This is a genomic window from Pantoea sp. 22096 (genome assembly GCF_052045955.1).
GTDB classification, from domain to species: domain Bacteria; phylum Pseudomonadota; class Gammaproteobacteria; order Enterobacterales; family Enterobacteriaceae; genus Pantoea; species Pantoea alfalfae.
The window spans coordinates 18,687-43,197 of record NZ_JBQEPW010000009.1 but is presented as its reverse complement, the minus strand read 5'-3'; the positions used below and the strand labels follow the sequence as shown (position 1 = coordinate 43,197).

The window sequence follows — 24,511 nt, the reverse complement described above, 5'->3', positions numbered from 1 at the left end:
GCTCGCAAACGCAGTTGGTGAAAAGGCGCATCCACGCTTTTGTGATAAAGTCCGTGCATTCGCCGCCGCGAGCGGCAGAGAGCTTAGTGAGGCCAACATCATGATGGGATTAGCCGGCAAAAAAATTCTTCTTGGCGTAAGTGGCGGTATTGCCGCTTATAAAGCACCTGAGCTGGTACGTCGCCTGCGCGATCGCGGCGCTGATGTTCGCGTAATGATGACGGAGGGGGCAAAGGCCTTTATTACTCCGCTCAGCCTGCAGGCCGTCTCCGGCTATCCGGTGTTTGACGATCTGCTTGATCCGGCAGCGGAAGCCGCAATGGGTCATATTGAACTGGCAAAGTGGGCCGACCTGATTGTACTGGCACCGGCCACTGCCGACCTGATTGCCCGTATAGCTGCCGGTATGGCAAACGATCTGGTGACCACTGCTGTATTAGCGACGGCCTCACCCGTGGCGGTGGTGCCCGCTATGAATCAGCAGATGTATCGTGCGGCGGTGACCCGGCATAATCTGCAGACGCTGCATGAGCGTGGCGTGCTGATCTGGGGGCCAGACAGCGGCAGCCAGGCCTGCGGCGACGTCGGGCCGGGCCGGATGCTTGATCCGCTGGCGATTGTTGACCATGCGGTGCAGTGGGCTGCACCCGTCAACGATCTGCAACATCTCAACATTATGATAACCGCCGGTCCGACACGTGAGGCGCTGGATCCGGTGCGCTACATCACGAATCACAGCTCCGGCAAAATGGGTTTTGCGATTGCCGCTGCCGCTGCCAGACGCGGCGCACAGGTCACGCTGGTCAGTGGTCCGGTCAGCCTGGCGGCACCAGCGGGTGTGCAACGCGTTGACGTTACCAGCGCGCTGGAGATGCAGGCCGCCGTCATGAGCGAGATAGCTAAACAACATATTTTCATTGCAAGCGCAGCCGTGGCAGACTACCGGGCAGCCGATATTGCGACCGATAAAATCAAGAAACAGGGCGGCGATGATAACGTCACGCTGAACCTGGTAAAGAATCCCGATATTGTTGCCGGGGTCGCCGCACTTCAGGAAAACCGGCCATTTGTGGTTGGATTTGCTGCTGAAACACAGAATGTGGAAGAATACGCCCGGCAAAAACGGGTGCGCAAGAATCTGGACCTGATCTGCGCTAACGATGTCGCTAAAGCCGGACAGGGATTTAATAGCGACACCAATGCTCTTCACCTTTTTTGGCAGGATGGAGAAAAACGCTTACCGCTCAGCGATAAGTCTCTCCTTGGCCAACAATTAATAGACGAGATTGTCAGCCGTTATGATGAAAAAAATAGACGTTAAAATCCTGGACCCGCGCGTCGGCAAAGAGTTTCCACTGCCGACCTACGCGACTTCAGGTTCCGCTGGGTTAGATTTACGCGCCTGCATTGATGATGTTCTCGACATCGCACCAGGCACCACAACGCTGGTCCCGACCGGCCTGGCGATTCATATTGCCGACCCCGATCTGGCCGCTGTGATCCTGCCGCGCTCAGGTCTTGGCCATAAACACGGCATCGTGCTGGGCAACCTGGTCGGGCTGATTGACTCCGACTATCAGGGACAGCTGATGGTCTCGGTCTGGAATCGCGGCCAGGAAAGTTTCTCTCTGCAACCCGGCGATCGCATGGCACAACTGGTCTTTGTACCGGTGGTACAGGCGGAATTTAACCTGGTCGACGATTTCGACGCCAGCCTGCGCGGCGAAGGCGGCTTCGGCCATTCAGGTCGCCAGTAACCCGCATTACCGACTTTCACTTACGCCCGTTATTTTTCCTCATCGCCATGGGACGCGTTCCTGTGGCAGATGCGTAGGTGTTGCCTGTTTTTAGGTGAATTTCAGGGGTCTTTAAGGTCATGGCAGAAAAAAAAGTCGCGAAGCGAAACCGTCGCGAAGAGATTTTGCAGGCGCTGGCACAGATGCTGGAGTCGGGTGATGGCAGTCAGCGCATTACCACCGCCAAACTGGCAGCCACGGTAGGCGTTTCCGAAGCGGCGTTGTATCGTCACTTCCCCAGTAAGACACGCATGTTCGATAGCCTGATTGAGTTTATCGAAGACAGTCTGATTACCCGCATCAATCTGATCCTCAAAGATGAAAAAGAGACCATGACGCGTCTGCGTCTGATCGTGCAACTGATTCTGGGATTTGGTGAGCGTAATCCGGGACTGACGCGCATCCTGACCGGCCATGCGCTCATGTTTGAGCAGGACCGACTGCAGGGACGCATCAATCAGCTGTTTGAGCGGATTGAAGTGCAGCTGCGACAGGTGATGCGGGAACGGAAAATGCGCGAGGGCGAAGCCTTTCAGGCTGATGAGGCGCTGCTGGCAAGCCAGCTGCTGGCATTCTGTGAAGGTTTACTATCGCGCTATGTCCGTTCTGAGTTTCGTTTCAGTCCTACCGCAGACTTTGAGGCTCGCTGGCCGCTGATTGCCGCGCAGCTGGCGTAAAGCGTAAAAGAAGGCGGGCATTGCGCCCGCCTCTGTTAAATCCCGTACGCTTTCTGATAGGCACGAACCTGAGCCAGATGATCGGCCATCTCCGGCTTCTCTTCCAGCCAGCTAATCAGATCGGCCAGTGTGATAATTGCGGTCACTTTGCAGCCGTAATCACGTTCCACTTCCTGAATCGCCGACATCTCTCCACGTCCACGCTCCTGACGATCAAGCGACACCAGCACGCCTGCCAGGGTAGCGTTATGCGCGCCGATAATATCCATCGACTCACGAATCGCTGTGCCTGCCGTGATCACATCGTCCACCAGCATCACTTTGCCCTGCAGCGGGCTGCCCACCAGCAGGCCACCTTCACCGTGATCTTTGGCTTCTTTGCGGTTGAAGCAGTAAGGCACATCGCGGTCATGATGATCCGCCAGCGCCACCGCCGTGGTGGTCGCAATCGGAATGCCTTTATAGGCCGGACCGAACAGCAGATCGAAGTCGACAGCGCCATCCACCAGCGCCTGCGCGTAGAAGCGTCCCAGCAGCGCTAAATCCCGTCCGCTGTTGAACAGACCGGCATTAAAGAAATAGGGACTTTTACGCCCTGACTTCAAAGTGAACTCACCGAACTTCAGCACCTGTTTGTTCAGGGCGAATTCAATAAACTGACGCTGCCAGGCTTTCATTTCTCACTCCTCAAATAAAGAAAAGGCGACCCTGAGGTCGCCTGTTACATCAATTTTCCAGCGCTGCTTTCTGCGCCTGAATCAATTCCTCAATGCCGCCGCGTGCCAGCGCCAGTAGCGTCAGCAGCTCTTCATGGCTGAACGGTTCGCCCTCGGCAGTGCCCTGCACCTCGATCATGCGACCATCTTCCAGCATCACGACGTTCATGTCGGTTTCTGCCGCGGAGTCCTCAACGTACTCCAGATCGCACAGCGCTTCGCCTTTAACGATACCTACTGAAATCGCCGCGACCATGCCCTTCATCGGGTTCGCTTTCAGTTTACCGCTGGCCACCAGCTTGTTCAGCGCATCAGCCAGCGCCACGCAGGCACCGGTGATTGAGGCGGTACGGGTGCCGCCATCGGCCTGAATTACGTCACAGTCGAGCGTAATGGTAAATTCACCCAGCGCTTTAAGATCAACCGCGGCGCGCAGTGAACGGGCGATCAGACGCTGAATCTCCAGCGTACGTCCGCCCTGCTTGCCTTTTGCAGCTTCACGCGCCATACGGCTGTGGGTCGAACGCGGCAGCATGCCATATTCAGCCGTGACCCAGCCCTGGCCCTGGCCTTTGAGGAAACGCGGAACCCCTTCGTCTACGGAGGCAGTGCAAAGCACTTTCGTTTCGCCGAATTCCACCAGAACGGAACCCTCTGCGTGTTTGGTGTAATTGCGGGTCAATGTGACTGGACGCACCTGTTGTGCGCTACGGCCTGCTGGACGCATGGGTATTCTCCGGCTTGCTAATGATTGGCTGCGCATTATACGGACTTCCTTGCCCGCTGTCTCTTGCGCCGGTCTGACGCAGGCATCAGATGAAATTCCCTGCCAGCTGTGGCTAAATGCGCTTTCCTTTCTCTCTGATAAAAAAAGACATATGGCCGCCATTCTTCATTTCCTGCTGGCGCTGGTGGTGATTTTTGCCCTTGCGCTGCTGGTCAGTCATGACCGTAAACAGATTCGCCTGCGCTTTATTGTTCAACTGATTGTGGCAGAAGCCGCGCTGGGTTGGTTCTTCCTTCACTCTGCCGGGGGGCTGGCGCTGGTCGGCTCGTTTGCGGGATTCTTTGAGACGCTGCTGGGCTTTGCCGCACAGGGTACAGAATTCGTGTTTGGCGGAATGAGCAAACAGGGGCTGGCATTTATCTTCCTTGGCGTACTCTGCCCGATTGTCTTTATTTCCGCACTGATCGGCATATTGCAGCACTGGCGCATCCTGCCGCTGCTGATCCGTATTTTCGGGACGCTGCTGTCGAAAATTAATGGCATGGGCAAACTGGAGTCGTTTAACGCCGTCAGCACGCTGATTCTGGGTCAGTCGGAAAACTTCATCGCCTATAAAGGGATTCTGGGTGATATCCCGCCGCGTCGGCTCTACACCATGGCAGCGACCGCTATGTCCACCGTTTCGCTGTCGATTGTCGGTGCTTATATGTCGATGATTGAACCGAAGTATGTGGTTGCCGCACTGCTGCTTAACATGTTCAGCACCTTTATTATCCTGTCGATCATCAACCCGATGAAAAGCCAGGATGAGCAGCCTATCGCGCTGGAAAAGCTGCATGAAGAGCAGAGCTTCTTTGAAATGCTGGGCGAGTACATCCTGGCTGGTTTCAAAGTGGCGATGATCATTCTGGCGATGCTGATTGGCTTTATTGCCCTGATTGCTGCCGTGAATGCCGTGTTTGCGGCGGTCTTTGGCTATAGCTTCCAGCAACTGCTCGGCTACCTGTTCTATCCTCTGGCATGGCTGATCGGCATTCCCAAAGCGGATGCCCTGCAGGCGGCCAGCATCATGGCGACCAAGCTGGTGGCAAATGAGTTTGTGGCGATGATTGAGCTGCAGAAAGTCGCGGCGGGCATGAGTGCGCGCGGGCTGGGTATTCTGTCTGTGTTCCTGGTCTCCTTTGCTAACTTTGCCTCGATCGGCATTGTGGCGGGTGCCATAAAAGGTCTGAACGAAAAACAGGGGAATGTGGTTTCCCGGTTTGGCTGGAAGCTGGTCTATGGCTCCACGCTGGTGAGCCTGCTCTCTGCAGCTTTTGCCGGTCTGTTTATCTGACTATTCAGCGGGCGGCCTCGCTGCCGCCCGCGTTCATTCTAGAATCCGACGCAGACGGGTGCATCTACCCGCATCACCGACTCCTGAGCAAAGCGTTTCTTATAGAGTGTGCGTAGCGCCTCAATACCCTGATTGGTGGCAGGATCGATACCGTGGATCAGCATCAGCGCTTTACTGTTCTCCCGTGCCAGTTTGCCGTTCTCGCCCAGCCATTGCCCTTTAGCGTCATAAATCGACAGTCCCGATTTGAAGCGTGGCGTGACCTCATTGTCCACAAAGTTCATCCAGTCGAGTGAACTCACCCTGCCGCCATCTGGCTTGCTTAGTCCAAACCACAGCGTGGTCTGCATCATCATGTCGCCACCCGCACAGATGGGTTGCGGTTTCGTGGGCGGCGCATGGCGCGTCTGGCAACCCGCCAGCAACAGAGCCATCACAACAGGAAGGGCAATAACGCGTGACATAGATCGGTCATCCTCACAAGGGGTCAGTGGTCATCATAAGTGGCTCTCGCGGAAAGCGGAAATGGTTCGTTATTTTCCGGTGAGACGCTTATGCCTGTTATGCCGTGGCTCGCCTCGCTATACTTCACCCATCTTTCCGCAAATGAGTACCGCTTATGATCCGCAGTATGACCGCTTATGCCCGCAGCGAAGCCAAAGGCGAATGGGGCAGCGCCGCCTGGGAGCTGCGTTCTGTTAACCAGCGTTATCTGGAAACCTACATCCGTCTGCCGGAACAGTTTCGTGGGCTGGAGCCGGTTATCCGCGAACGCATTCGCCAGCGTCTGACGCGCGGTAAAATTGAGTGCAACCTGCGTTTTGATGCCGACCCCAGCGCGCAGGGCGAGCTGATGCTCAATGAAACGCTGGCGAAACAGCTGGTGCAGGCGGCCAACTGGGTGAAAATGCAGAGCGATGAAGGCGCGATTAATCCGCTGGATATCCTGCGCTGGCCCGGTGTGATGTCTGCACAGGAGCAGGATCTGGATGCCATTAACACGCAGTTGTTGAAGGCGCTGGATAGTGCGCTGGATGATTTTATTGCGGCACGCGAAAGCGAAGGCACCGCATTGAAAGCGATGATTGAGCAGCGTCTGGAAGGGGTTTCGCAGGAAGTCAGCAAAGTGCGGGCGCAGATGCCTGAAGTCATCAAATGGCAGCGTGAGCGTCTGGTCGCCAAACTGGAAGATGCTGAAGTCCAGCTGGAAAACAATCGCCTGGAGCAGGAACTGGTGATGATGGCGCAGCGTGTTGACGTCTCCGAAGAGCTGGATCGCCTGGATGCGCACGTTAAAGAGACCTACAACATCCTGAAAAAGAAAGAAGCGGTTGGCCGTCGGCTCGATTTCATGATGCAGGAGTTCAATCGTGAATCGAATACGCTGGCATCGAAGTCGATCAACGCCGACATCACCACTTCTGCTATCGAACTGAAAGTGCTGATTGAACAGATGCGCGAGCAGATTCAAAATATTGAGTAAGATCTTTTCCTCAGGTCTGAGATGAAGCGTCAGCGATGGCGCTTTGTTCATTCTCTGAGTAATGACCTCTCTTCTGCATCAGCGTGCAGGGTGTTCTAAGCGTGTGGCTGGCCTCATTATTACGTAAAGATGGATAAATAATCATTTCCGGACTCTTCTGTAATGCGTGTCTGTCACGTTTTCCTTATCAGGCCTGTCTTTTTTAATATTCTGAATTTAATATCTTTTTTCTGTTGCGAACCCTTTTTTCGCACCCGAAACGCTGGCTCCATGAAACAGGTCAATCCTGTAGAGTCAGTAGTTTCCCTTTCTTTGAAGGCACTTTTTGATAAAGTGCTGGTCGAAATCAGTACAGCTGTAGCGCCTGGAGACTTTATGGAAGTGTTCTTTATGCGATGCATCCATTTATCTCATGAAGGTTTTAATGAAAAACACCGGAAAATTTAGCAGCTCGCTGCTGCATCCGCGTTATTGGTTTACCTGGTTTGGTCTTGGTGTACTCTGGCTTCTGGTCCAGCTTCCCTATCCTGTTCTTATGCGTCTCGGTGCCGGTGCGGGCAAAATTTCCCGCCATTTTCTGCAGCGCCGTGAGCGAATCACCCGTCGTAACATTGAGCTCTGTTTTCCTGGCATCAGTGAAGAAAAAACAGAACATATGATCGCCGGTAATTTTGCGTCGTTAGGCATGGCGCTGGCTGAAACCGGTATTGCCTGGTTCTGGTCTGACCGTGCGGTTAAACGTCTGTTTAAAGTGTCAGGTATGGATAATCTCCACGCTGCGCAGAATGAAAAGCGCGGTGTGATGCTGATTGGTGTGCATTTCATGTCACTGGAGCTGGGCGGCCGCATCAGCGGTCTCTGTCAGCCGATGATGGCGATGTACCGTCCGCACAACAATCAGGCAATGGAATATGTGCAGACCAAAGGCCGGATGCGCTCGAACAAAGCGATGATCGACCGCCGCGATCTGCGCGGCATGGTTAATGCTCTGAAACAGGGTGAATCGGTCTGGTTTGCACCAGACCAGGATTACGGCCCGAAAGGCAGCACCTTTGCGCCGCTGTTTGCGGTAGAAAAAGCGGCCACCACCAACGGCACTTTTGTGCTGTCGCGTCTGGCGAAGCCGGCGATGGTGCCGATTATGCTGATTCGTAATGCAGATAATGATGGCTATCATCTGATCATTGAGCCGATGCTGGAAAATTATCCTCACACGGACGAAGCTGCTGCTGCAGCCTATATGAATAAAGTGATCGAGAATCAGATTCTGCGCGCACCGGAACAATACCTCTGGCTGCATCGCCGATTCAAAACCCGACCGCCGGGTGAACAGTCACTCTACGTCTGAGTAACCGCATAAAGCAGGCACCGCGCCTGCTTTTTTATTCTGCTAATCCACGCCTGCTTAGTATCCTCTCCGGTTTGTCCGTGTACAGCATGCTCTATCCCGGGTTAACACCCACTTTAATTTTTGCTGTTCAGCGCCTCCTCCACAGCCACCAGGCTGGTATCAGAAAGTTAATTAAGGAATGATGAATCCTCTTACCTCGTTAAAGCCGGATAATCTTATGGATATCAACGATACACAGCAGTGGCAGAGACCGCTGATTGATGACCGCCTTACGCCCTATATTGAAGTCGATGCAGAACGCCTGGAGCAGAATCTGCAGCATATGCAGCGCAAAGCCAGTGCGGCAGGCGTCGCATTGCGTCCGCATATCAAAACACATAAAAGCGTCTGGATTGCTCAGCGTCAGCTTGAATATGGTGCTCAGGGTGTCACGGTCTCTAAACCCAGCGAAGGTATCAGCTTTATTCAGGGGGGCGTTCGCGATCTGCTTTTAGCCTATCCGGTTGTGCAACCGCAAAGCGTGGCTGAGTTGCTGCGTCTCGCCGTGCTTCATCAGGCAAAACTTACCCTGATTGCGGACAGGCTGCAGGGTGTGGCAGCGATTGCGGATGCGTGGCAGCAACAACCAGACTGCGAGCTGGCGGTGGCGATTAAGGTGGATGTTGGATTACACCGGATTGGTGTTAGTCCTGATAGTGATGACGCCGTGCTGATTGCTCAGGCGCTGCGGGACAGAGGCGTACGCTTTGCCGGATTAGTGTCGCATGCCGGCCACGCTTATGGTGCCGGTAATGCTGCGGCTATTGTTGATGTTGCCAGGCAGGAAACGGTATTGATGCAGCAGCTTCAGGCAAAACTGCAGGCTGCGGGATTTACCGACTGCCCGCTCTCTGTGGGGTCAACGCCTACGGCCCTGGCAGCCGAGGTTGCGCCCTGCATCAGTGAAATCCGGCCCGGCAACTATGCACTGCTGGACCTTACCGCCTGTCGCCTCGGGCTAAGTTACGTCGATCAGCTGGCAATGAGCGTCATTACACGTGTGGTAGCGGTAAACGAGCATTTCGCAATTGTGGATGCCGGATCGAAAATGCTGAGTTCAGATAAAGGGCCACACGGCACCAATGCCAGCGGCTTTGGTGTTGCAGCCGACGAAGCGGGCCACACGTATGAGGTGACAAAGTTATCTGAGGAGCATGGTTTTCTGCTTTATCAGGATCGCCGTCCTGAAGTCGGCATGCTGCTTCGTATCTTTCCGAATCACAGCTGCGCAGTGATGGCACAGTCGGATGGCTTTGTTCTGCGTCGCGCCAGTGGGCATAGCGAAGAGCACGCAGTTTCTGCACGCGGCAATTTTATCTGAGTCAGCGGCAGACAGCCTCATCCGTTGTCTGCCGTTTGTACGAAACCCTCTCAACACCACACTTCTGCTGTTACAACGTATCAACGAGCCTGACCCCATGCTTTAATGCTTTTTTAGCTTATCCTCCGGAGGTTATATGCTCTCCTCGCGCACGCTGAGCCTGACAATTCCGCGTCACTGGTTAGATCTTTATGAAACCATCTGGAAGCCGGAATTTTTTCCAAAGTGGGCGTCCGGGCTGACGAATAGTGCATTAGAACCTGATGGCAATCGCTGGCGTGCTAAAGGCCCTAAGGGAAATGTAAAGCTCCGGTTCTCGCCACATAATCCGTTTGGCGTAATGGATCACTGGCTTGATAGTGGGTCAGGAAAGGAAATCTATGTGCCGATGCGCGTGATAGCCAACGAGCAGGGTGCCGAGGTGATGGTGACGGTTTACCGCCAGCCATTTACTTCAGATGAGAGATTTAAGCAGGATATTGAATGGGTTAGCAACGATCTTGAGAAGCTTAACCAGCTTCTGACACAGTAAATCAATGACTTAGCTCGATTTTTTCTCTGTACTTATCACTGGCTGTTTATGAAAAAAAAACAGAAAAACTTCCGATGATAAAGCATAAAGCGTTTATCTGATTGCATGCCTCTTTTACACATTTATCACCAACCCTGCTTAAGCATTGTTGCCAGGAAAATTCCTGGCAACACCCCCCGACAGGCTGGCGATCTTCCCTGATTACAGGCCTCTTCATCTTCTGCACGAACACTTTCTCTCTGACGTATACATTAATCATCAACAATCGTTTATTACTGCCCTGCTGGGGATTTAATATTTATCATGCATAGAGTGAAACCATTTATTTCTGCGGTCGCGTAATCAGACTTTTCTTATGGTGTTAAATTAAATAAAACAATGTATAAATCATTCCACACACAGCAATACCCATAATGATAAAGCAGGAAAAGTCATGGACCGCTCTGCGTATCCTTTGTTATCAGAAAAAGAATTCGTTGAGATTGCCGCAAGGATGCTGGCAGGAGAATATAAAACTACAACAGGATTTATTCGTGATCTGGCGGAATTCTTATTAGCTGCAGGGGATTCCGCCATGACACGAAACAGAGAATTTACCAGGGATATCTATTTTTTATCCGAGCACCATTTGATTGAATCCATAATAACATGGCAAGCCTGGAAAGGTATTTCAGGACTCCGGCCAGAAAAATTGCACTAACTAACGGTGTGACAGCAACTTCTCATTGCTGTTACACAACGATTTAATTCTCACAGAGTCAATGAACTCTAACGAGTATATTATGGCAATACGTGAAAGCAGTCTTAATAGCGCAAAATGGTCTCTGCTCTCTTCAATCAAAATTATTGGCATCGGCGTACTGCAGCTCTCGTTGCTGGCGCAAATCCTGCAGGCGAATGAACTGAACCTGCTGGCGATCGCCGTGATAGCATTACTGGCTATCGATACGCTGGCCGATCGCGGCTTCTCAAATAAGCTGATCCGCCGCTGTATGCTCTCTATCAACGACCTCTCCACGATTTACTGGGGTAATATGTTGATGGGTGTCGTAGTGTTTGGTCTGTTATTTACGGGCAGTCACCTGCTGAACAGTCTGTTTGGTCAACCTGAACTGGCGTTAATGCTGCAGATGGTCTCAGTGGTGTTTATTATCATCCCACAGGGTCAGCATTACCGTGCGATATTACAGCGCGAAAAACAATATACCCGTATCGCCTTTGCTGAAACCTCAGCAGTATTAGCCGGCCTTGCCGTCACTTTATTTACCGTCTGGCTGACCCCTTCAGTACTGTGTGCGATCTGGGGTTACCTGGCGATGGCATCCATTCGCATGCTGATTTACTGCTACTATGGTCGTTCATGGTTCCAGCCAGAATATCATTTTAGCCTGAAAGCCTTTTCTAAAATTCGTGCAAGAAACAAATAATAAAATAAGTCTGTTTGGTGGGCTCTGAGCATCTGAAACGATGCGTTGGCGTGCTGTTAACCAGCACGCCTTTTCTTTTCATTAAGCCTGTTGCTTTATTTCTCTAATTCTTTCTTTATCTGCCGCATCCAGCCTTTCTACCTCCTTTATAAACTGACTTACCTCCAGCCGTTGTCTGGCGTTCATGGTCGGTTAATATCCGCTAGTCCGGAACCGTAAAACAGCGGGCCGCAACGCACAAACCTTCTGCAGACTGTGTCTTCTCAGATTTACACAGGCACTCACCGCAGGCTCTGCGCAGAAAAGTCTTTCTATACGGACGCCTTGGCTGGCTGGTATACACTGCGCTTATCCCGGACGCCGATCGCCTGAAAATCTCTGTCGCCGTCTTTCAGGCAAGGATATCGCCTTGCCCCCGTTTTACCGGAGTCTGCTATGTTACTGACCGTTCTCTACATCATTGGTATTACTGCTGAAGCCATGACGGGGGCGCTGGCGGCGGGCCGCCGCAAAATGGATCTGTTCGGTGTTATTATTATCGCCTCAGTGACTGCCATCGGCGGTGGTTCGGTGCGCGACATCCTGCTGGGTCACTATCCGCTGGGCTGGGTAAAAAATCCCGAATACATCATGATTGTGGCGGCAGCAGCGGTCATCACCACGTTCCTGGCACCCCTGATGACACACCTGCGCAAAGTGTTCCTGGTGCTTGATGCACTGGGACTGGTGGTTTTTTCCATTATCGGCGCGCAGGTTGCGCTTGATTCCGGACATGCCATGATTATTGCCGCCATAAGCGCGGTCATTACCGGCGTCTTCGGTGGCGTGCTGCGTGACATGTTCTGTAATCGCATTCCGCTGGTGTTTCAGAAGGAACTTTACGCTGGTATCGCCTTCGCCTCAGGCTGGCTCTATATCCTGCTGCTGAAAACTACGCTGGCACATGAAGCGGTGATAATCATTACCCTGCTGTTCGGCTTCTTTGCCCGTTTACTGGCGCTGCGCTTCCGCCTCGGTTTGCCGATTTTCAACTATCCCCATCCCGAGCATTAAGGAAGAAGGTATGCCTTGCTGCTGCAGGAACGCGATCAGCCTCTGCACACGGGCATCATGGAACTGCGCAACCAGGCGCTTTGCCAGCGCAGCCCCAACACCCGGTAACGCCTGCCAGCCCGCAATATCCCGCTGCATTAAGCTCTCCCACTGCTGATCGGGCAGTGACTTCAGGGCCTTCCGCGGCAGTGAAATACCTAAGGCATCCACCCAGCGACGAAACGGCTGCTGACGGGTGAGATTAAAACGATGCCAGAGCTGACCCGCCCGTTCCGGAGAGAAGCCCGTTGCGGCAGTGATCTGTTCCGGTGTTAACGTCAGCCAGCCGAACAGATGCGTCATACTGCCGGTTTCCAGTAAGCGCAGCCAGGTGCTGCGCTCAACGCCCGGAATATTCAGCACCGTTTTCTGACTGAGCCAGCGTAATTTTGCCAGTAACTGCTTCTGGCACTCCGCACTGAAGGTGTAACAGCTTAGCGGCGTGTAATGCGACGCGTCGGGAGGCTGAGGATAGTCGCGCTCTGCCACGCGCCAGATCACCCGCTCCAGCCGGGGGATCCCCTGACCCGCCAGACTCAGCGTAATCACATCACCCGCCACAATATCGCTCTCCTGCCAGCGACGCAGGGATCCGACATTGACCCGCCTGACAGTCTTGTCATCCAGCTGCACCGGCTGCAGATTAAGGACGGCAGCTATTTTCCCGGTTCGGCCAACCGGAAAATCAACGGAGAGCACTTCAGCGCTGACTTCAGGAGGCTGATACTTCCAGGCAACAGCCCAGGTGCCCTCTCCCGGCAGCCAGTTTTTTCCCGCAGGACGAAGGCTCTGATGAACCACCACGCCATCAGTGACAAAAGGTAGCGCAGCATGGAACCAGCGCTCCCGCCAGGTGGCGACCTCCTCTTCATCTTTGACGCGGTAACTCCATTTTGCGGCAACGCCCAGTCCCCAGCGGCTGAGTTGCTCAAGCCGTTCTGTCATTTTGGCGGGACCATCTGGCCAGGCCCAGATGAAAACATTGAGCGAATTCAGCAGAGGAATCCGTTGCTTGCTCATCATGGCCCCGGCCACCTGTGAGCGCGCATTTTTACCACCATCAACGGCCTGTTGATGACCGGTCATCGTCAGGAATAGCTCACCCTGCAACACCACCTCGTCGAGACGGGTGTCGATATTCAGCGGAATCGCCGGGATCCAGGCGGCTTTAGCCAGCCACTCCTCACCACGTAATCCATCGCCACGGCTTAACAGGGAGACCAGCCTGCCGTGGCGATATACCAGTGAAACGGCGATGCCATCAACTTTGGGCTGCACCCAGAGATCGCCACGCCCCTGCATCCAGTAAGCCAGCGCCAGCTTGTCGCGTATCTTTTTTACACCTGTGTGGGCGACCGGATGCAATGACTTGCCATTACCCGGCAGTTGCGGGGTGTAAACCGGCTGATAAGGGCTAAAGCAGTGCTGCCACTGAATCAGTCGCTGCTGAAGAGCGTCATAATCCGCATCCACCACCGGACTCTGCCCCTGACGATAGTAAGCGTCATCCCAGTGTTGTAGTTGCTGTTGCAGGCGGCGGATCTCTTCAGTCGCCCGAATCGGTGTCCAGACCGGACAAACGGCGCTATGCGCAGGCCATATGACGATCCACAAAACAGCCGCCAACAGCGGCCAGCCGAATCCTTTCATATTCTCTCCCCTGACGTTTTACGGTATTCAATATCAATGCCCTGGCGTCAGCCAGAGACGATGTCCGGTTGCGGAAGAGATGCCGTAACAATAAAGGATTAATTGCAGCGGCCTGACAGACATTTGCGCGAAGATAAGCAAAAGTTGGCTGTTGCCGCTGCGCAAACGCTGCGTGGCAGCGGGAAGCTGTGTATACTGTGCAGGAAATCGACTCCGCTTTTAATCAATTCAAGAAAACCATGGCTCAAGGCACGCTCTATATTGTTTCTGCACCCAGCGGCGCAGGTAAATCCAGCCTGATTCAGGCACTGTTAAAGACCCAGCCGTTGTATGATACGCAGGTCTCTGTTTCGCACACGACACGCGGCATGCGTCCGGGTGAAGCCCATGGCGAACATTACTTTTTCGTTGAGAAACACGAATTTGAGCAGATGATCGCGGAAGATGCCTTCCTCGAACACGCTAAAGTTTTCGACAACTATTACGGTACGTCGCGCCATGCTATTGAGCAGGTGCTGGCAACCGGCGTTGATGTGTTTCTCGACATCGACTGGCAGGGTGCGCAGCAAATTCGCGCCAGAATGCCAGGCGCACGCAGCATCTTCGTTTTACCGCCGTCGAAAGAAGAGCTCGATCGCCGTCTGCGTGGTCGTGGTCAGGATAGCGAAGAGGTCATCACGCGTCGCATGGCGCAGGCGGTAGCGGAAATGAGCCACTACGCCGAGTATGACTATTTAATTGTGAATGATGATTTCGATCTGGCGCTGTCCGATCTGAAAACCATTATTCGCGCCGAACGTCTGCGTATGGCGCGCCAGAAGGCGCGTCACGATGCTTTAATCAGCAAACTGTTGGCAGTCTGAATACAGTTTCAGTATGATGCGCAGTCATTTCTTCATCTGTGGAGTAGCACACCTATGGCACGCGTAACCGTTCAGGACGCAGTAGAAAAAGTTGGTAATCGTTTTGACCTGGTGTTGGTCGCTGCACGTCGTGCACGTCAGATGCAGGTTGGCGGCAAAGATCCGCTGGTTCCGGAAGAGAACGATAAGCCTACCGTTATCGCTCTGCGCGAAATCGAAGAAGGTCTGGTCACCAATCAGATTTTAGATGTGCGTGATCGTCAGGAACAGCAAGAGCAGGAAGCCGCTGAGTTACAGGCCGTTACCGCTATCGCTGAAGGTCGTCGTTAACAGCCACCTGCAGGTCACCCTTGTATCTGTTTGAAAGTCTCAATCAACTGATTGAAAAATACTTGCCAGAGGAGCAGATCAAGCGCCTCCAGCAAGCCTACCTTGTCGCACGTGATGCCCACGAGGGACAGACACGCTCCAGCGGTGAGCCTTATATCACCCATCCGGTTGCCGTGGCCTGTATTCTGGCGGAAATGAAGCTCGACCATGAAACCCTCATGGCCGCGCTGCTGCATGACGTGATCGAAGATACGCCTGCCACTTACCAGGACATGGAACAGCTGTTTGGTAAAAGCGTGGCGGAGCTGGTCGAAGGCGTTTCCAAGCTGGATAAGCTGAAATTCCGCGACAAGAAAGAAGCGCAGGCAGAGAACTTCCGCAAGATGATTATGGCGATGGTGCAGGATATCCGCGTCATTCTCATCAAGCTGGCTGACCGCACCCACAATATGCGCACCCTCGGGTCGTTACGCCCGGACAAACGTCGCCGCATCGCGCTGGAAACGTTAGAGATTTACAGTCCGCTTGCGCATCGCCTGGGTATTCACCATCTTAAAACGGAGCTGGAAGAGCTCGGTTTTGAGGCTCTCTACCCGAACCGTTATCGGGTAATTAAAGAGGTGGTGAAAGCCGCGCGCGGTAATCGTAAAGAGATGATCCAGAAGATTCTTTCTGAGATTGATGGCCGTTTACAGGAAGCGGGCATTCCCTGCCGCGTCAGCGGTCGTGAAAAGCATCTTTACTCGATCTACCGCAAAATGACGCTGAAAGAGCAGCGTTTTCACTCCATCATGGATATCTATGCCTTTCGCGTCATCGTGAAAGATCTGGATACCTGCTATCGCGTTCTTGGCCAGATGCACAGCTTGTATAAGCCGCGTCCGGGCCGCGTGAAAGATTACATCGCCATCCCCAAGGCCAACGGCTATCAATCGCTCCATACCTCCATGATCGGTCCGCACGGCGTGCCGGTTGAAGTGCAGATTCGCACCGAGGATATGGATCAGATGGCAGAAATGGGGGTCGCTGCGCACTGGGCCTATAAACAGGCGGGCGAAAGTGGCACCACCGCACAGATTCGCGCTCAGCGCTGGCTGCAAAGCCTGCTGGAGCTGCAGCAGAGTGCGGGCAGTTCGTTTGAGTTTATCGAAAGCGTGAAGTCCGATCTCTTTCCCGATGAGATCTACGTCTTTACGCCTGAAGGCCGCATTGTTGAGCTGCCAACCGGCGCGACGCCGGTGGACTTCGCCTATGCGGTTCACACCGACATTGGCCATGCCTGCGTCGGCGCACGCGTTGACCGCCAGCCTTATCCGCTGTCGCAAACCCTGACCAGCGGCCAGACGATTGAGATCATCACCGCGCCAGGCGCCCGTCCCAACGCCGCCTGGCTCAACTTTGTCGTCAGCTCCAAAGCCCGCGCCAAAATTCGCCAGCTGCTGAAAAACCTCAAGCGTGAAGACTCGGTTAATCTGGGCCGCCGCCTGCTCAGCCATGCGCTGGGCGGCAGTCGTAAGCTGGCTGAGATCCCGGCTGAGAATATCCGTCAGGAACTGGACCGTATGAAGCTGACCTCGCTTGACGATCTGCTGGCGGAAATTGGTCTGGGCAATGCGATGAGCGTGGTCGTGGCGAAGAACCTGCTGCAGGCGGACAGCAAGACCATCAGCAGTAACAGCAAGCGCGGTAAGCTGCCGATCAAAGGCGCTGATGGCGTGTTGATTACGTTCGCCAAATGCTGCCGACCAATTCCCGGTGACCCGATTGTTGCTCATGTCAGCCCTGGCAAAGGACTGGTGGTGCATCATGAGTCCTGTCGAAATATTCGCGGCTACCAGAAAGAGCCGGAAAAATTCATGCCGGTCGAGTGGGATAAAGTCACTGAGCAGGAGTTCGTGGCGGAAATCAAAGTCGACATGTTTAACCATCAGGGCGCACTGGCGAACCTGACGGCAGCAATCAATACGGCCGGTTCCAATATTCAGAGCCTGAATACCGAAGAGCGTGATGGCCGCGTCTACAGCGCCTTTATCCGCCTGACCGCACGCGACCGTGTCCATCTGGCGAATATCATGCGTAAAATTCGCGTGATGCCGGATGTGATCAAAGTCCACCGTAACCGTAATTAGGCATGAACGATCAACGTTTTGCCCGGATTCAGGCGATGCTGGCACTGCGCCAGCACGACCTTACGGTCTGTATGGAGCAGGTGCATAAGCCGCACAATGTGTCGGCGGTGATCCGCACGGCCGACGCTGTCGGCATCCACGAAGTACATGCTGTCTGGCCCAGCCAGCGGATGCGCACCCAGGCTTCCGCGTCTGCCGGAAGCAACAGCTGGGTGAAAGTGGTCACCCATCCCACCATTGGCGATGCCGTAACACGGCTTAAACAGCAGAAGATGCAGGTTCTGGCGACCCATCTTTCTGACGATGCCGTAGATTTCCGTGAGATCGATTATACCCTTCCCACCTGCATCCTGATGGGACAGGAAAAAACCGGCATCACTGAAGAAGCACTGGCGCTGGCTGACCGGAAGATCGTAATTCCTATGGTGGGAATGGTGCAGTCGCTGAATGTCTCGGTTGCCTGTGCGCTGATCCTCTACGAAGCACAACGGCAGCGGCAGAATGCCGGTCTTTACCTGCGCGATTACAGCCTGCTGGATGATGATGAGCAGCAACGCCTGCTGTTCGAAGGCGGATTCCCGGTGCTGGCGCGGGTCGCAAAGCAGAAAGGTTTACCCTATCCGCGCATCAATGCTCAGGGCGAAGTGGACGCCGATCCCAGCTGGTGGGCAACCATGCAGTCGACCGGTAAAAAAAGATGAAGGGCCGTCTGCTGGATGCCATCCCGCTCAGTACCCTGACCGGCGTCGGTGCCAGCCAGGCAGCAAAACTGGCCAAAATTGACCTGCACACCATTCAGGATCTCCTGCTTCATCTCCCGCTACGCTACGAAGATCGCACCCAGCTTTATGCCATTGACGATCTGCTGCCCGGTATCTGGGCCACCGTAGAAGGCGAAGTGCTGCATACCGACATCACCTTTGGTCGCCGCCGGATGATGGTGTGCCAGATCAGCGATGGTAGTGGTGTCCTGACGATGCGCTTCTTCAACTTCAATGCCGGGATGAAGAACAACCTGTCGCCGGGCCGACGCGTCACCGCCTATGGCGAGATTAAACGCGGTCAGCGCGGTGCCGAGATTATTCATCCCGAATACCGCATCCAGGGCGAACAGAGCAATGTAGCGCTGGAAGAGACCTTAACACCAGTTTATCCCACCACTGAAGGCATCCGACAGGCTACACTGCGTAATCTTACCGATCAGGCGTTGACGCTGCTGGAGAGCTGCCCGATTGCCGAGTTGCTGCCGAAGGAACTGAGCGGCGGCTTGATCAGCCTGCCTGATGCACTGCGCACACTGCATCGTCCGCCGCCCGATCTCCGGCTCAGTGAGCTGGAAAGTGGCCGTCATCCGGCGCAACGCAGGTTGATTCTGGAAGAGCTGCTGGCGCACAACCTCAGCATGCTGGCGGTACGCGCCGGTGCTCAGCGCTATTACGCGTTACCGATGCCGCCGCGACACAACCTTAGCGATCAGCTGCTGGCCGCGCTGCCCTTCTCACCGACCAATGCGCAGAAACGCGTGGTGGCGGAGATAGAGAAAGATCTGGCCAATGATTTTCCGATGATGCGGCTGGTGCAGGGCGATGTCGGCTCGGGCAAGACACTGGTTGCTGCGCTCTCTGCGCTGAACGTTATCGCCCATGGCAAGCAGGTTGCGCTGATGGCGCCGACCGAACTGCTGGCTGAACAGCACGCCAGTAACTTCCGTCAGTGGTTTGCGCCGCTGGGGATAGAAGTGGGCTGGCTGGCCGGAAAACAGAAAGGCAAAGCCCGCCAGGCCCAGCAGGAAGCGATAGCCAGTGGTCAGGTGGCGATGGTCGTGGGCACACACGCGCTGTTTCAGGAGCAGGTACAGTTTAATGGTCTGGCGCTGGTGATTATTGATGAGCAGCACCGATTCGGCGTCCACCAGCGACTGGCCTTATGGGAAAAAGGCGAGGAACAGGGTTTCCATCCGCATCAGCTGATCATGACCGCCACTCCCATTCCGCGCACCCTGGCGATGACGGCTTATGCCGATCTTGATACCTCAACTATCGATGAGCTGCCGCCGGGACGAACACCGGTGACCACCGTCGCTATCCCCGATACGCGACGCGATGAGATTGTGGCGCGGGTTGAGCATGCCTGCCGCGAGGGCCGTCAGGCCTACTGGGTCTGCACCCTGATTGAAGAGTCCGAATTGCTGGAAGCGCAGGCGGCAGAAGCCAGCTGGGAATCCCTGAAAACGGCGCTTCCCGACTTAAACATCGGACTGGTACATGGCCGGATGAAGCCCGCGGAAAAGCAGGCGGTGATGCAGGCCTTTAAAGCGAATGAGCTGCAGCTGCTGGTGGCGACGACAGTCATCGAGGTCGGCGTTGACGTGCCGAATGCCAGCCTGATGATTATCGAAAACCCGGAGCGGTTAGGGCTGGCGCAGCTGCATCAGCTGCGTGGTCGTGTAGGTCGTGGTGCTGTAGCATCGCACTGTGTGCTGCTCTATAAAGCGCCACTGAGCAAGACGGCGCAAAAGCGTCTTCAGGTGCTGCGCGACAGCAATGATGGCTTTGTCATTGCCCAGTTCGATCTGGAGATTCGCGGGCCGGGTGAACTACTGGGCACGCGTCAGACCGGCAACGCCGAATTCAAAGTAGCCGACCTGCTACGTGATGCCGCGATGGTGCCGGAAGTGCAGCGCGTGGCGCGCCACATCCACCAGCACTATCCCGAGCAGGCCAGCGCCCTGATTGAACGCTGGCTGCCAGAGACCACCCGCTATACCAATGTCTGAGTGCGTTCCATTCTGGTACGGCCTTTTTTATCTTCACCGGGCAAACGATTGCTTTTAGCCTGCGGATGATTACAATCGCCACACTATTTTTTGGGAAGAACAGAAGATGTCCACCACTCCTCAGCCAGACCAGCCTTCCGCCACGAAAAGTGAACTGATTTATCGCCTTGAAGATCGTCCACCCCTGCCGCAAACGCTGTTTGCCGCCGGTCAGCACCTGCTGGCCATGTTTGTCGCGGTTATTACGCCTGCGATTCTGATTTGTCAGGCGCTGGGCCTGCCTGCAGAAGATACCCGGCACGTGATCAGCATGTCGCTGTTTGCATCGGGCGTGGCATCACTGCTGCAAATCAAAACCTGGGGACCAGTAGGTTCGGGCCTGCTGTCGATTCAGGGCACCAGCTTCAACTTCGTGACGCCTCTGATTATGGGCGGGATGGCGCTGAAAAATGGCGGCGCTGACGTGCCCACCATGATGGCGGCACTGTTTGGCACGCTGATGGTAGCCTCCTGTACCGAAATGGTGCTGTCGCGCGTATTGCATCTGGCGCGCCGGATCATTACGCCGCTGGTTTCCGGTATCGTGGTGATGATTATTGGCCTGTCGCTGATTCAGGTCGGCCTAACCTCCATTGGCGGTGGTTTCAGTGCGATGAATGACCATACCTTTGGCGCGCCGAAAAATCTGATGCTGGCCGGAGCCGTGCTGCTGGTGATCGTGCTGCTGAACCGACAGAAGAATCCCTACCTGCGCGTCGCCTCTCTGGTGATTGCCATGGCGGTAGGCTATCTGCTGGCCTGGACGATGGGTATGCTGCCTGCGGCAGGTATTCCCGCTGATCAGCCGCTAATCATGGTACCCACCCCGCTCTACTATGGGCTGGGCTTCGACTGGAATCTGCTTATCCCGCTGATGCTGGTATTTATGGTTACCTCTCTGGAGACCATCGGCGATATCACCGCCACCTCGGATGTTTCAGAACAGCCGGTGAGCGGCCCACTCTATATGAAACGTCTGAAAGGTGGCGTGCTGGCGAATGGTCTTAACTCCTTTGTCTCCGCGCTGTTTAATACCTTCCCTAACTCCTGTTTCGGCCAGAACAATGGCGTCATTCAGTTAACCGGCGTAGCCAGCCGCTACGTGGGCTTTGTTGTCGCGCTGATGCTGATTGTGCTGGGGTTGTTCCCGGCGGTCAGTGGTCTGGTTCAGCTCATTCCTGAACCGGTGCTCGGCGGTGCAACCATTGTGATGTTCGGCACCATCGCCGCCTCGGGTGTTCGCATCGTGTCACGCGAGCCGCTTAACCGTCGTGCCATCATGATCATCGCACTATCGCTGGCGGTGGGCCTTGGCGTTTCCCAGCAGCCGCTGATCCTGCAGTTTGCGCCTGACTGGCTGAAAACCCTGCTCTCTTCCGGCATTGCGGCGGGCGGCATTACCGCCATTGTGCTCAACCTGATTTTCCCGCAAGAGAAGTAAGTCCACAGGCAGGCTTCGGCCTGCCTGCTAATTATTCGGATTTACATCCAGGCTGTTGAGCTGTAACGGTAATTCAGGCATAACAACCTCTCACCGGATTTAACTCGGGAAGGATGCTATGAAATTTCTTGGAAAGTTTTTCCTCACCTTACTTTTGCTGCTGCTTTTCACCCTTGTGGTGATCTATGTATTGCTGCAGACACAGTGGGGTGCAGGCTGGTTTAGCCGTTGGGTGAGCGACAAAACCGAATGGCATCTCTCCCTGAGTAAAATTGAACACAATTTCTCTTCTCCCTCTCATATCATTCTGGATGACTTCAGCTTTGGTCATGATGGGCAGCCTGCGGTTCTGGTAGCGAAACGGGTCGATCTCGGTCTGGCTCTGATTCAGTTTAGCGATCCACTGCATTTCAGTAGCCTTGAATTGCGCGACGGGGAAGTGAATCTGGCCAATCTGACGCCAGGCAGTGCGCTACCCATTCAGGCCGATCGCCTGCAGCTCAATAACATGCGTATCGACAGCCCCAACAGCACGTTACCGCTGTTTGCTCAGCAGGTTAATGGCGGCATTCTGCCGTGGAAACCCACATCCCTCAATATGCTGGGTCGCGATGCCCGTTTCCAGATGAGTGCAGGCAGCATGACGCTGAATAAGGTGCCCGCTGAAAACGTCCTGATTCAGGGCAGTGTTTCCCAGAACCGGATGCGCTTTGATAATATTGGTGCCGACCTGGCGCGTGGATCCATGACCGGCAGCGGTGAGCGCGATGCCCAGGGGAACTGGAAAATCAATCAGCTACGACTGAATGATATTCGTCTGCAGACTGCCAGCAGCCTGAAAGATTTCCTGCATCGCCTGCAGGTGGTTCCCTCGATTGCCATTACGCGCCTCGACATGACCGATGCCCGCCTGCAGGGGCCTGACTGGGCGGTGACAGATCTTGACCTGACGCTGAGAAACGTTAACTGGCAGGGCGATGACTGGCAGAGTAATGATGGTTCGCTGGCGCTGAATGCCAGCAATTTTATCAACGGTGGATTCGAGCTTAATGACCCTATCGTTAACCTGGATTTCTCGCCGCAGGGTCTGGCGCTAACGCAGTTCAGTTCACGCTGGGCGAACGGGGTGATTCGGGCTGACGGTGACTGGTCACGCAGTGATAAACGCCTGACGCTGAAAAATCTGGCTATTGCCGGACTGGAATATACCCTGCCGCAGGACTGGCGTGACCGCTGGCAGGCGGCACTGCCCGCGTGGCTGGATAGCGTAGCGGTGACGCGTTTCACCTCTAATCGTAACCTGATTATCGACATCAATCCGGCGTTTCCCTTCCAGCTGACCTCACTGGACGGATCCGGCGAGAACCTGCTGCTGGCGCAGCAGCATCAGTGGGGGATCTGGTCGGGTAAGCTTAGCCTGAATGCGGCAGAGTCGACTTTTAACCGTACCGATCTGCGTCACCCATCCATTACGCTGAATGCAGACACGCAGCAGATTCAGGTGACCGAGCTGAGTGCGTTCAGTAACAAGGGGCTGCTTGAAGGGACGGCTACCGTCGGCCAGCAGCCAGCGCGCCCGCTGACGCTGCAATTGACGGGGCGTGCAGTGCCGGTGAATGTGTTGCAGAACTGGGGATGGCCCGCCTTGCCGTTAACCGGTGACAGCAATATGCAGCTGCAATTGAGTGGCGCTTTAGCCGCAGGCCAGCCATTACGCCCAACGGTCAATGGCACGCTGTCGGTGACAACGGATAGTCAGCAGGTGCAGCAGACCATGCAGGCTGGCGAGGTTCGTTAATAACTTAAGGGCCGCAGATGCGGCCCTTATGGTTAGTTGATACGTGCGCCGGAACCGCCCTCTTCCAGCGGCCCATCCGGATCGGCGGGCAGGACGATATAAACTCCCTCAAACACCGCGCCACATTCATCATCGCCAAACAGCTCCACTTCAAGCTGAACGCGTGCTTTACGTCCGCGAGCCAGACGGTCAAGGTCGCCGCTTAGTGAGCCGAGATCGGCAATCGCGCCAGGTCGTCCGCTGATAGGGCGGCTATAGCGGATGTGCGCATCTGCCAGAATAATGGTGCCGCCGAGATGGCGTTCGCGCAGTAGCAGCCAGATCAATCCCCAGCCGGTCAGCGTGGCCAGCGAGAAAAGGCTGCCAGCGAACAGGGTGTGATGTGGATTCTGGTTGCCCGCTTCAGGCATGGTGGTGATAAATTTCTGCCCGGTAAACTGCAGGATACGCACACCCATCTTCTCGCTGAGCGGAATATGATCATACCAGGCCTGTTGTAGCTGACCGCACCAGTCGGCGCGATGCAGGATATCATCGAGCGTAACAACCGGCTTGATCATCAGAAAGTGGCGTACCGGCGTCGTCTGCGGCGCGGTAATCTCACCCTGATTGATGTAGCCGAGCTTGGCGAAGAAAGCGACCGCATCTTCACGGGCACTGCAGGTTACCCGCTTCGCGCCTTCCTGACGCGCTACCGACTCCAGGGTCATGGCCATCAGCGTACCCAGCCCTTTCCCCTGCACAGACGGATGAACAGCCATGAAGCGGATAGCGGCCTCATTATCGGCGTTGATGTAGAGACGGCCAATGGCGACCGGATTTCCCTGCTCATCAACCACCATCTGATGATGTGCCAGGGCATCCCAGGCGTCACGTTCCGACCCCTGCGGCTGACGCAGTGGTTTACGCAACATCTCCCAGCGGAACTGATAATAGATATCCAGCTCTTCCGCCGTCTGTGGCACGCGAAGGTGATACATGTAATGTT

General features: G+C 54.8%; 23 protein-coding genes. 18 read left to right on the top strand and 5 right to left on the bottom strand.

The annotated features are described in order from the left end of the window. The first annotated feature begins 100 nt into the window (after window positions 1–100). The 3 genes from coaBC (at window position 101) to slmA (ending at window position 2,473) form a co-directional block, all read left to right on the top strand. A complete protein-coding gene (gene coaBC, locus ACTJKZ_RS19910) occupies window positions 101–1,321 on the top strand; it encodes a bifunctional phosphopantothenoylcysteine decarboxylase/phosphopantothenate--cysteine ligase CoaBC (RefSeq protein ID WP_222924828.1) in 1,221 nt (406 codons plus the stop codon). Further along, a complete protein-coding gene (dut, locus tag ACTJKZ_RS19905) occupies window positions 1,299–1,757 on the top strand; it encodes a dUTP diphosphatase (protein WP_161732941.1) in 459 nt (152 codons plus the stop codon). Before coaBC ends, dut begins: the two co-directional genes overlap by 23 nt. 119 nt (window positions 1,758–1,876) lie before the next feature. Further along, complete coding sequence (gene slmA / locus ACTJKZ_RS19900; protein ID WP_010258372.1) at window positions 1,877–2,473, top strand: nucleoid occlusion factor SlmA; 597 nt, start codon at window positions 1,877–1,879, stop codon at window positions 2,471–2,473. A 35-nt stretch (window positions 2,474–2,508) separates the two neighbouring features. On the opposite strand, the gene pyrE is transcribed toward slmA, so the two are convergent. Continuing rightward, on the bottom strand, window positions 2,509–3,150 hold the full coding sequence (pyrE, locus tag ACTJKZ_RS19895) for an orotate phosphoribosyltransferase (RefSeq protein ID WP_003851333.1): 642 nt from the start codon (window positions 3,148–3,150) through the stop codon (window positions 2,509–2,511). Between the two features lie 49 nt (window positions 3,151–3,199). Then, window positions 3,200–3,916, bottom strand: coding sequence for a ribonuclease PH (rph, locus tag ACTJKZ_RS19890; RefSeq protein ID WP_010258378.1), 717 nt, complete (start codon window positions 3,914–3,916; stop codon window positions 3,200–3,202). A 151-nt stretch (window positions 3,917–4,067) separates the two neighbouring features. Here rph and ACTJKZ_RS19885 point away from each other — a divergent pair, with 151 nt between their 5' ends. Further along, window positions 4,068–5,252 (top strand): NupC/NupG family nucleoside CNT transporter, encoded by a 1,185-nt coding sequence (locus ACTJKZ_RS19885; RefSeq protein ID WP_150013916.1) that lies wholly within the window; start codon window positions 4,068–4,070, stop codon window positions 5,250–5,252. A 38-nt stretch (window positions 5,253–5,290) separates the two neighbouring features. Here ACTJKZ_RS19885 and ACTJKZ_RS19880 read toward each other — a convergent pair whose 3' ends face one another. After that, entirely contained in the window at window positions 5,291–5,716 is a 426-nt protein-coding gene (locus ACTJKZ_RS19880; protein WP_440829976.1) for a DUF3574 domain-containing protein, read from the bottom strand. Between the two features lie 155 nt (window positions 5,717–5,871). Between ACTJKZ_RS19880 and ACTJKZ_RS19875 the strand changes: the two genes are divergently transcribed. The 7 genes from ACTJKZ_RS19875 (at window position 5,872) to ACTJKZ_RS19845 (ending at window position 12,458) form a co-directional block, all read left to right on the top strand. After that, window positions 5,872–6,735, top strand: a complete 864-nt coding sequence (locus ACTJKZ_RS19875) for a YicC/YloC family endoribonuclease (protein ID WP_161732937.1) — start codon at window positions 5,872–5,874, stop codon at window positions 6,733–6,735. A 424-nt stretch (window positions 6,736–7,159) separates the two neighbouring features. Next, window positions 7,160–8,083, top strand: a complete 924-nt coding sequence (lpxP, locus tag ACTJKZ_RS19870; RefSeq protein ID WP_033734527.1) for a kdo(2)-lipid IV(A) palmitoleoyltransferase — start codon at window positions 7,160–7,162, stop codon at window positions 8,081–8,083. 220 nt (window positions 8,084–8,303) lie between these two features. Further along, window positions 8,304–9,446 carry an alanine racemase gene (locus ACTJKZ_RS19865; RefSeq protein WP_253420515.1) on the top strand — a complete coding sequence of 381 codons (1,143 nt, stop codon included), beginning with the start codon at window positions 8,304–8,306 and terminating at the stop codon, window positions 9,444–9,446. A gap of 136 nt (window positions 9,447–9,582) precedes the next feature. Next, a complete protein-coding gene (locus ACTJKZ_RS19860) occupies window positions 9,583–9,978 on the top strand; it encodes a polyketide cyclase (protein ID WP_440829975.1) in 396 nt (131 codons plus the stop codon). A gap of 433 nt (window positions 9,979–10,411) precedes the next feature. Further along, on the top strand, window positions 10,412–10,678 hold the full coding sequence (locus ACTJKZ_RS19855; RefSeq protein WP_161732931.1) for a hypothetical protein: 267 nt from the start codon (window positions 10,412–10,414) through the stop codon (window positions 10,676–10,678). An 82-nt stretch (window positions 10,679–10,760) separates the two neighbouring features. Next, window positions 10,761–11,405, top strand: a complete 645-nt coding sequence (locus ACTJKZ_RS19850; protein WP_161732929.1) for an oligosaccharide flippase family protein — start codon at window positions 10,761–10,763, stop codon at window positions 11,403–11,405. 435 nt (window positions 11,406–11,840) lie between these two features. After that, entirely contained in the window at window positions 11,841–12,458 is a 618-nt protein-coding gene (locus ACTJKZ_RS19845) for a trimeric intracellular cation channel family protein (RefSeq protein ID WP_161732927.1), read from the top strand. Here the strand turns inward: ACTJKZ_RS19845 and ligB are convergent. After that, a complete protein-coding gene (gene ligB, locus ACTJKZ_RS19840) occupies window positions 12,396–14,147 on the bottom strand; it encodes an NAD-dependent DNA ligase LigB (RefSeq protein ID WP_440829974.1) in 1,752 nt (583 codons plus the stop codon). The genes ACTJKZ_RS19845 and ligB overlap by 63 nt on opposite strands. Window positions 14,148–14,386: 239 nt before the next feature. Here ligB and gmk point away from each other — a divergent pair, with 239 nt between their 5' ends. The 7 genes from gmk to ACTJKZ_RS19805 all read left to right on the top strand — a co-directional run bounded on the left by gmk (window position 14,387) and on the right by ACTJKZ_RS19805 (window position 23,523). Continuing rightward, the gene (gene gmk / locus ACTJKZ_RS19835) at window positions 14,387–15,010 is read left to right on the top strand and encodes a guanylate kinase (protein ID WP_161732923.1); all 624 of its coding nucleotides are present in this window, start codon (window positions 14,387–14,389) and stop codon (window positions 15,008–15,010) included. Window positions 15,011–15,064: 54 nt separating this feature from the next. Next, window positions 15,065–15,340, top strand: a complete 276-nt coding sequence (gene rpoZ, locus ACTJKZ_RS19830; protein ID WP_003851346.1) for a DNA-directed RNA polymerase subunit omega — start codon at window positions 15,065–15,067, stop codon at window positions 15,338–15,340. Window positions 15,341–15,360: 20 nt separating this feature from the next. Next, on the top strand, window positions 15,361–17,469 hold the full coding sequence (gene spoT, locus ACTJKZ_RS19825) for a bifunctional GTP diphosphokinase/guanosine-3',5'-bis pyrophosphate 3'-pyrophosphohydrolase (protein ID WP_161732921.1): 2,109 nt from the start codon (window positions 15,361–15,363) through the stop codon (window positions 17,467–17,469). 2 nt (window positions 17,470–17,471) lie between these two features. After that, window positions 17,472–18,170 (top strand): tRNA (guanosine(18)-2'-O)-methyltransferase TrmH, encoded by a 699-nt coding sequence (gene trmH, locus ACTJKZ_RS19820; RefSeq protein WP_161732919.1) that lies wholly within the window; start codon window positions 17,472–17,474, stop codon window positions 18,168–18,170. Beyond that, window positions 18,167–20,245, top strand: coding sequence for an ATP-dependent DNA helicase RecG (gene recG / locus ACTJKZ_RS19815; protein WP_161732917.1), 2,079 nt, complete (start codon window positions 18,167–18,169; stop codon window positions 20,243–20,245). Before trmH ends, recG begins: the two co-directional genes overlap by 4 nt. A gap of 106 nt (window positions 20,246–20,351) precedes the next feature. Continuing rightward, window positions 20,352–21,725, top strand: a complete 1,374-nt coding sequence (locus tag ACTJKZ_RS19810; RefSeq protein ID WP_161732915.1) for a nucleobase:cation symporter-2 family protein — start codon at window positions 20,352–20,354, stop codon at window positions 21,723–21,725. A 118-nt stretch (window positions 21,726–21,843) separates the two neighbouring features. Next, window positions 21,844–23,523: an AsmA family protein gene (locus ACTJKZ_RS19805; protein ID WP_260060033.1), complete on the top strand. Its 1,680-nt coding sequence runs from the start codon at window positions 21,844–21,846 to the stop codon at window positions 23,521–23,523. Window positions 23,524–23,555: 32 nt separating this feature from the next. Here the strand turns inward: ACTJKZ_RS19805 and fabY are convergent, their stop codons facing one another. Next, window positions 23,556–24,503 (bottom strand): fatty acid biosynthesis protein FabY, encoded by a 948-nt coding sequence (gene fabY / locus ACTJKZ_RS19800; RefSeq protein ID WP_013359528.1) that lies wholly within the window; start codon window positions 24,501–24,503, stop codon window positions 23,556–23,558. Window positions 24,504–24,511: the final 8 nt, after the last annotated feature.

What these genes read in the sequence shown, in the direction of transcription:
- gmk (WP_161732923.1), top strand. Translation starts at nt 14,387, where the DNA reads ATGGCTCAAGGCACGCTCTATATTGTTTCTGCACCCAGCGGCGCAGGT.
- ACTJKZ_RS19885 (WP_150013916.1), top strand. Translation starts at nt 4,068, where the DNA reads ATGGCCGCCATTCTTCATTTCCTGCTGGCGCTGGTGGTGATTTTTGCC.
- ACTJKZ_RS19810 (WP_161732915.1), top strand. Translation starts at nt 20,352, where the DNA reads ATGTCCACCACTCCTCAGCCAGACCAGCCTTCCGCCACGAAAAGTGAA.
- trmH (WP_161732919.1), top strand. Translation starts at nt 17,472, where the DNA reads ATGAACGATCAACGTTTTGCCCGGATTCAGGCGATGCTGGCACTGCGC.
- ACTJKZ_RS19845 (WP_161732927.1), top strand. Translation starts at nt 11,841, where the DNA reads ATGTTACTGACCGTTCTCTACATCATTGGTATTACTGCTGAAGCCATG.
- rph (WP_010258378.1), bottom strand. Translation starts at nt 3,916, where the DNA reads ATGCGTCCAGCAGGCCGTAGCGCACAACAGGTGCGTCCAGTCACATTG.
- lpxP (WP_033734527.1), top strand. Translation starts at nt 7,160, where the DNA reads ATGAAAAACACCGGAAAATTTAGCAGCTCGCTGCTGCATCCGCGTTAT.
- ligB (WP_440829974.1), bottom strand. Translation starts at nt 14,147, where the DNA reads ATGAAAGGATTCGGCTGGCCGCTGTTGGCGGCTGTTTTGTGGATCGTC.
- recG (WP_161732917.1), top strand. Translation starts at nt 18,167, where the DNA reads ATGAAGGGCCGTCTGCTGGATGCCATCCCGCTCAGTACCCTGACCGGC.
- ACTJKZ_RS19880 (WP_440829976.1), bottom strand. Translation starts at nt 5,716, where the DNA reads ATGTCACGCGTTATTGCCCTTCCTGTTGTGATGGCTCTGTTGCTGGCG.
- slmA (WP_010258372.1), top strand. Translation starts at nt 1,877, where the DNA reads ATGGCAGAAAAAAAAGTCGCGAAGCGAAACCGTCGCGAAGAGATTTTG.
- ACTJKZ_RS19805 (WP_260060033.1), top strand. Translation starts at nt 21,844, where the DNA reads ATGAAATTTCTTGGAAAGTTTTTCCTCACCTTACTTTTGCTGCTGCTT.
- ACTJKZ_RS19860 (WP_440829975.1), top strand. Translation starts at nt 9,583, where the DNA reads ATGCTCTCCTCGCGCACGCTGAGCCTGACAATTCCGCGTCACTGGTTA.
- fabY (WP_013359528.1), bottom strand. Translation starts at nt 24,503, where the DNA reads ATGTATCACCTTCGCGTGCCACAGACGGCGGAAGAGCTGGATATCTAT.
- pyrE (WP_003851333.1), bottom strand. Translation starts at nt 3,150, where the DNA reads ATGAAAGCCTGGCAGCGTCAGTTTATTGAATTCGCCCTGAACAAACAG.
- rpoZ (WP_003851346.1), top strand. Translation starts at nt 15,065, where the DNA reads ATGGCACGCGTAACCGTTCAGGACGCAGTAGAAAAAGTTGGTAATCGT.
- coaBC (WP_222924828.1), top strand. Translation starts at nt 101, where the DNA reads ATGATGGGATTAGCCGGCAAAAAAATTCTTCTTGGCGTAAGTGGCGGT.
- ACTJKZ_RS19875 (WP_161732937.1), top strand. Translation starts at nt 5,872, where the DNA reads ATGATCCGCAGTATGACCGCTTATGCCCGCAGCGAAGCCAAAGGCGAA.
- dut (WP_161732941.1), top strand. Translation starts at nt 1,299, where the DNA reads ATGATGAAAAAAATAGACGTTAAAATCCTGGACCCGCGCGTCGGCAAA.
- ACTJKZ_RS19850 (WP_161732929.1), top strand. Translation starts at nt 10,761, where the DNA reads ATGGCAATACGTGAAAGCAGTCTTAATAGCGCAAAATGGTCTCTGCTC.
- ACTJKZ_RS19855 (WP_161732931.1), top strand. Translation starts at nt 10,412, where the DNA reads ATGGACCGCTCTGCGTATCCTTTGTTATCAGAAAAAGAATTCGTTGAG.
- ACTJKZ_RS19865 (WP_253420515.1), top strand. Translation starts at nt 8,304, where the DNA reads ATGGATATCAACGATACACAGCAGTGGCAGAGACCGCTGATTGATGAC.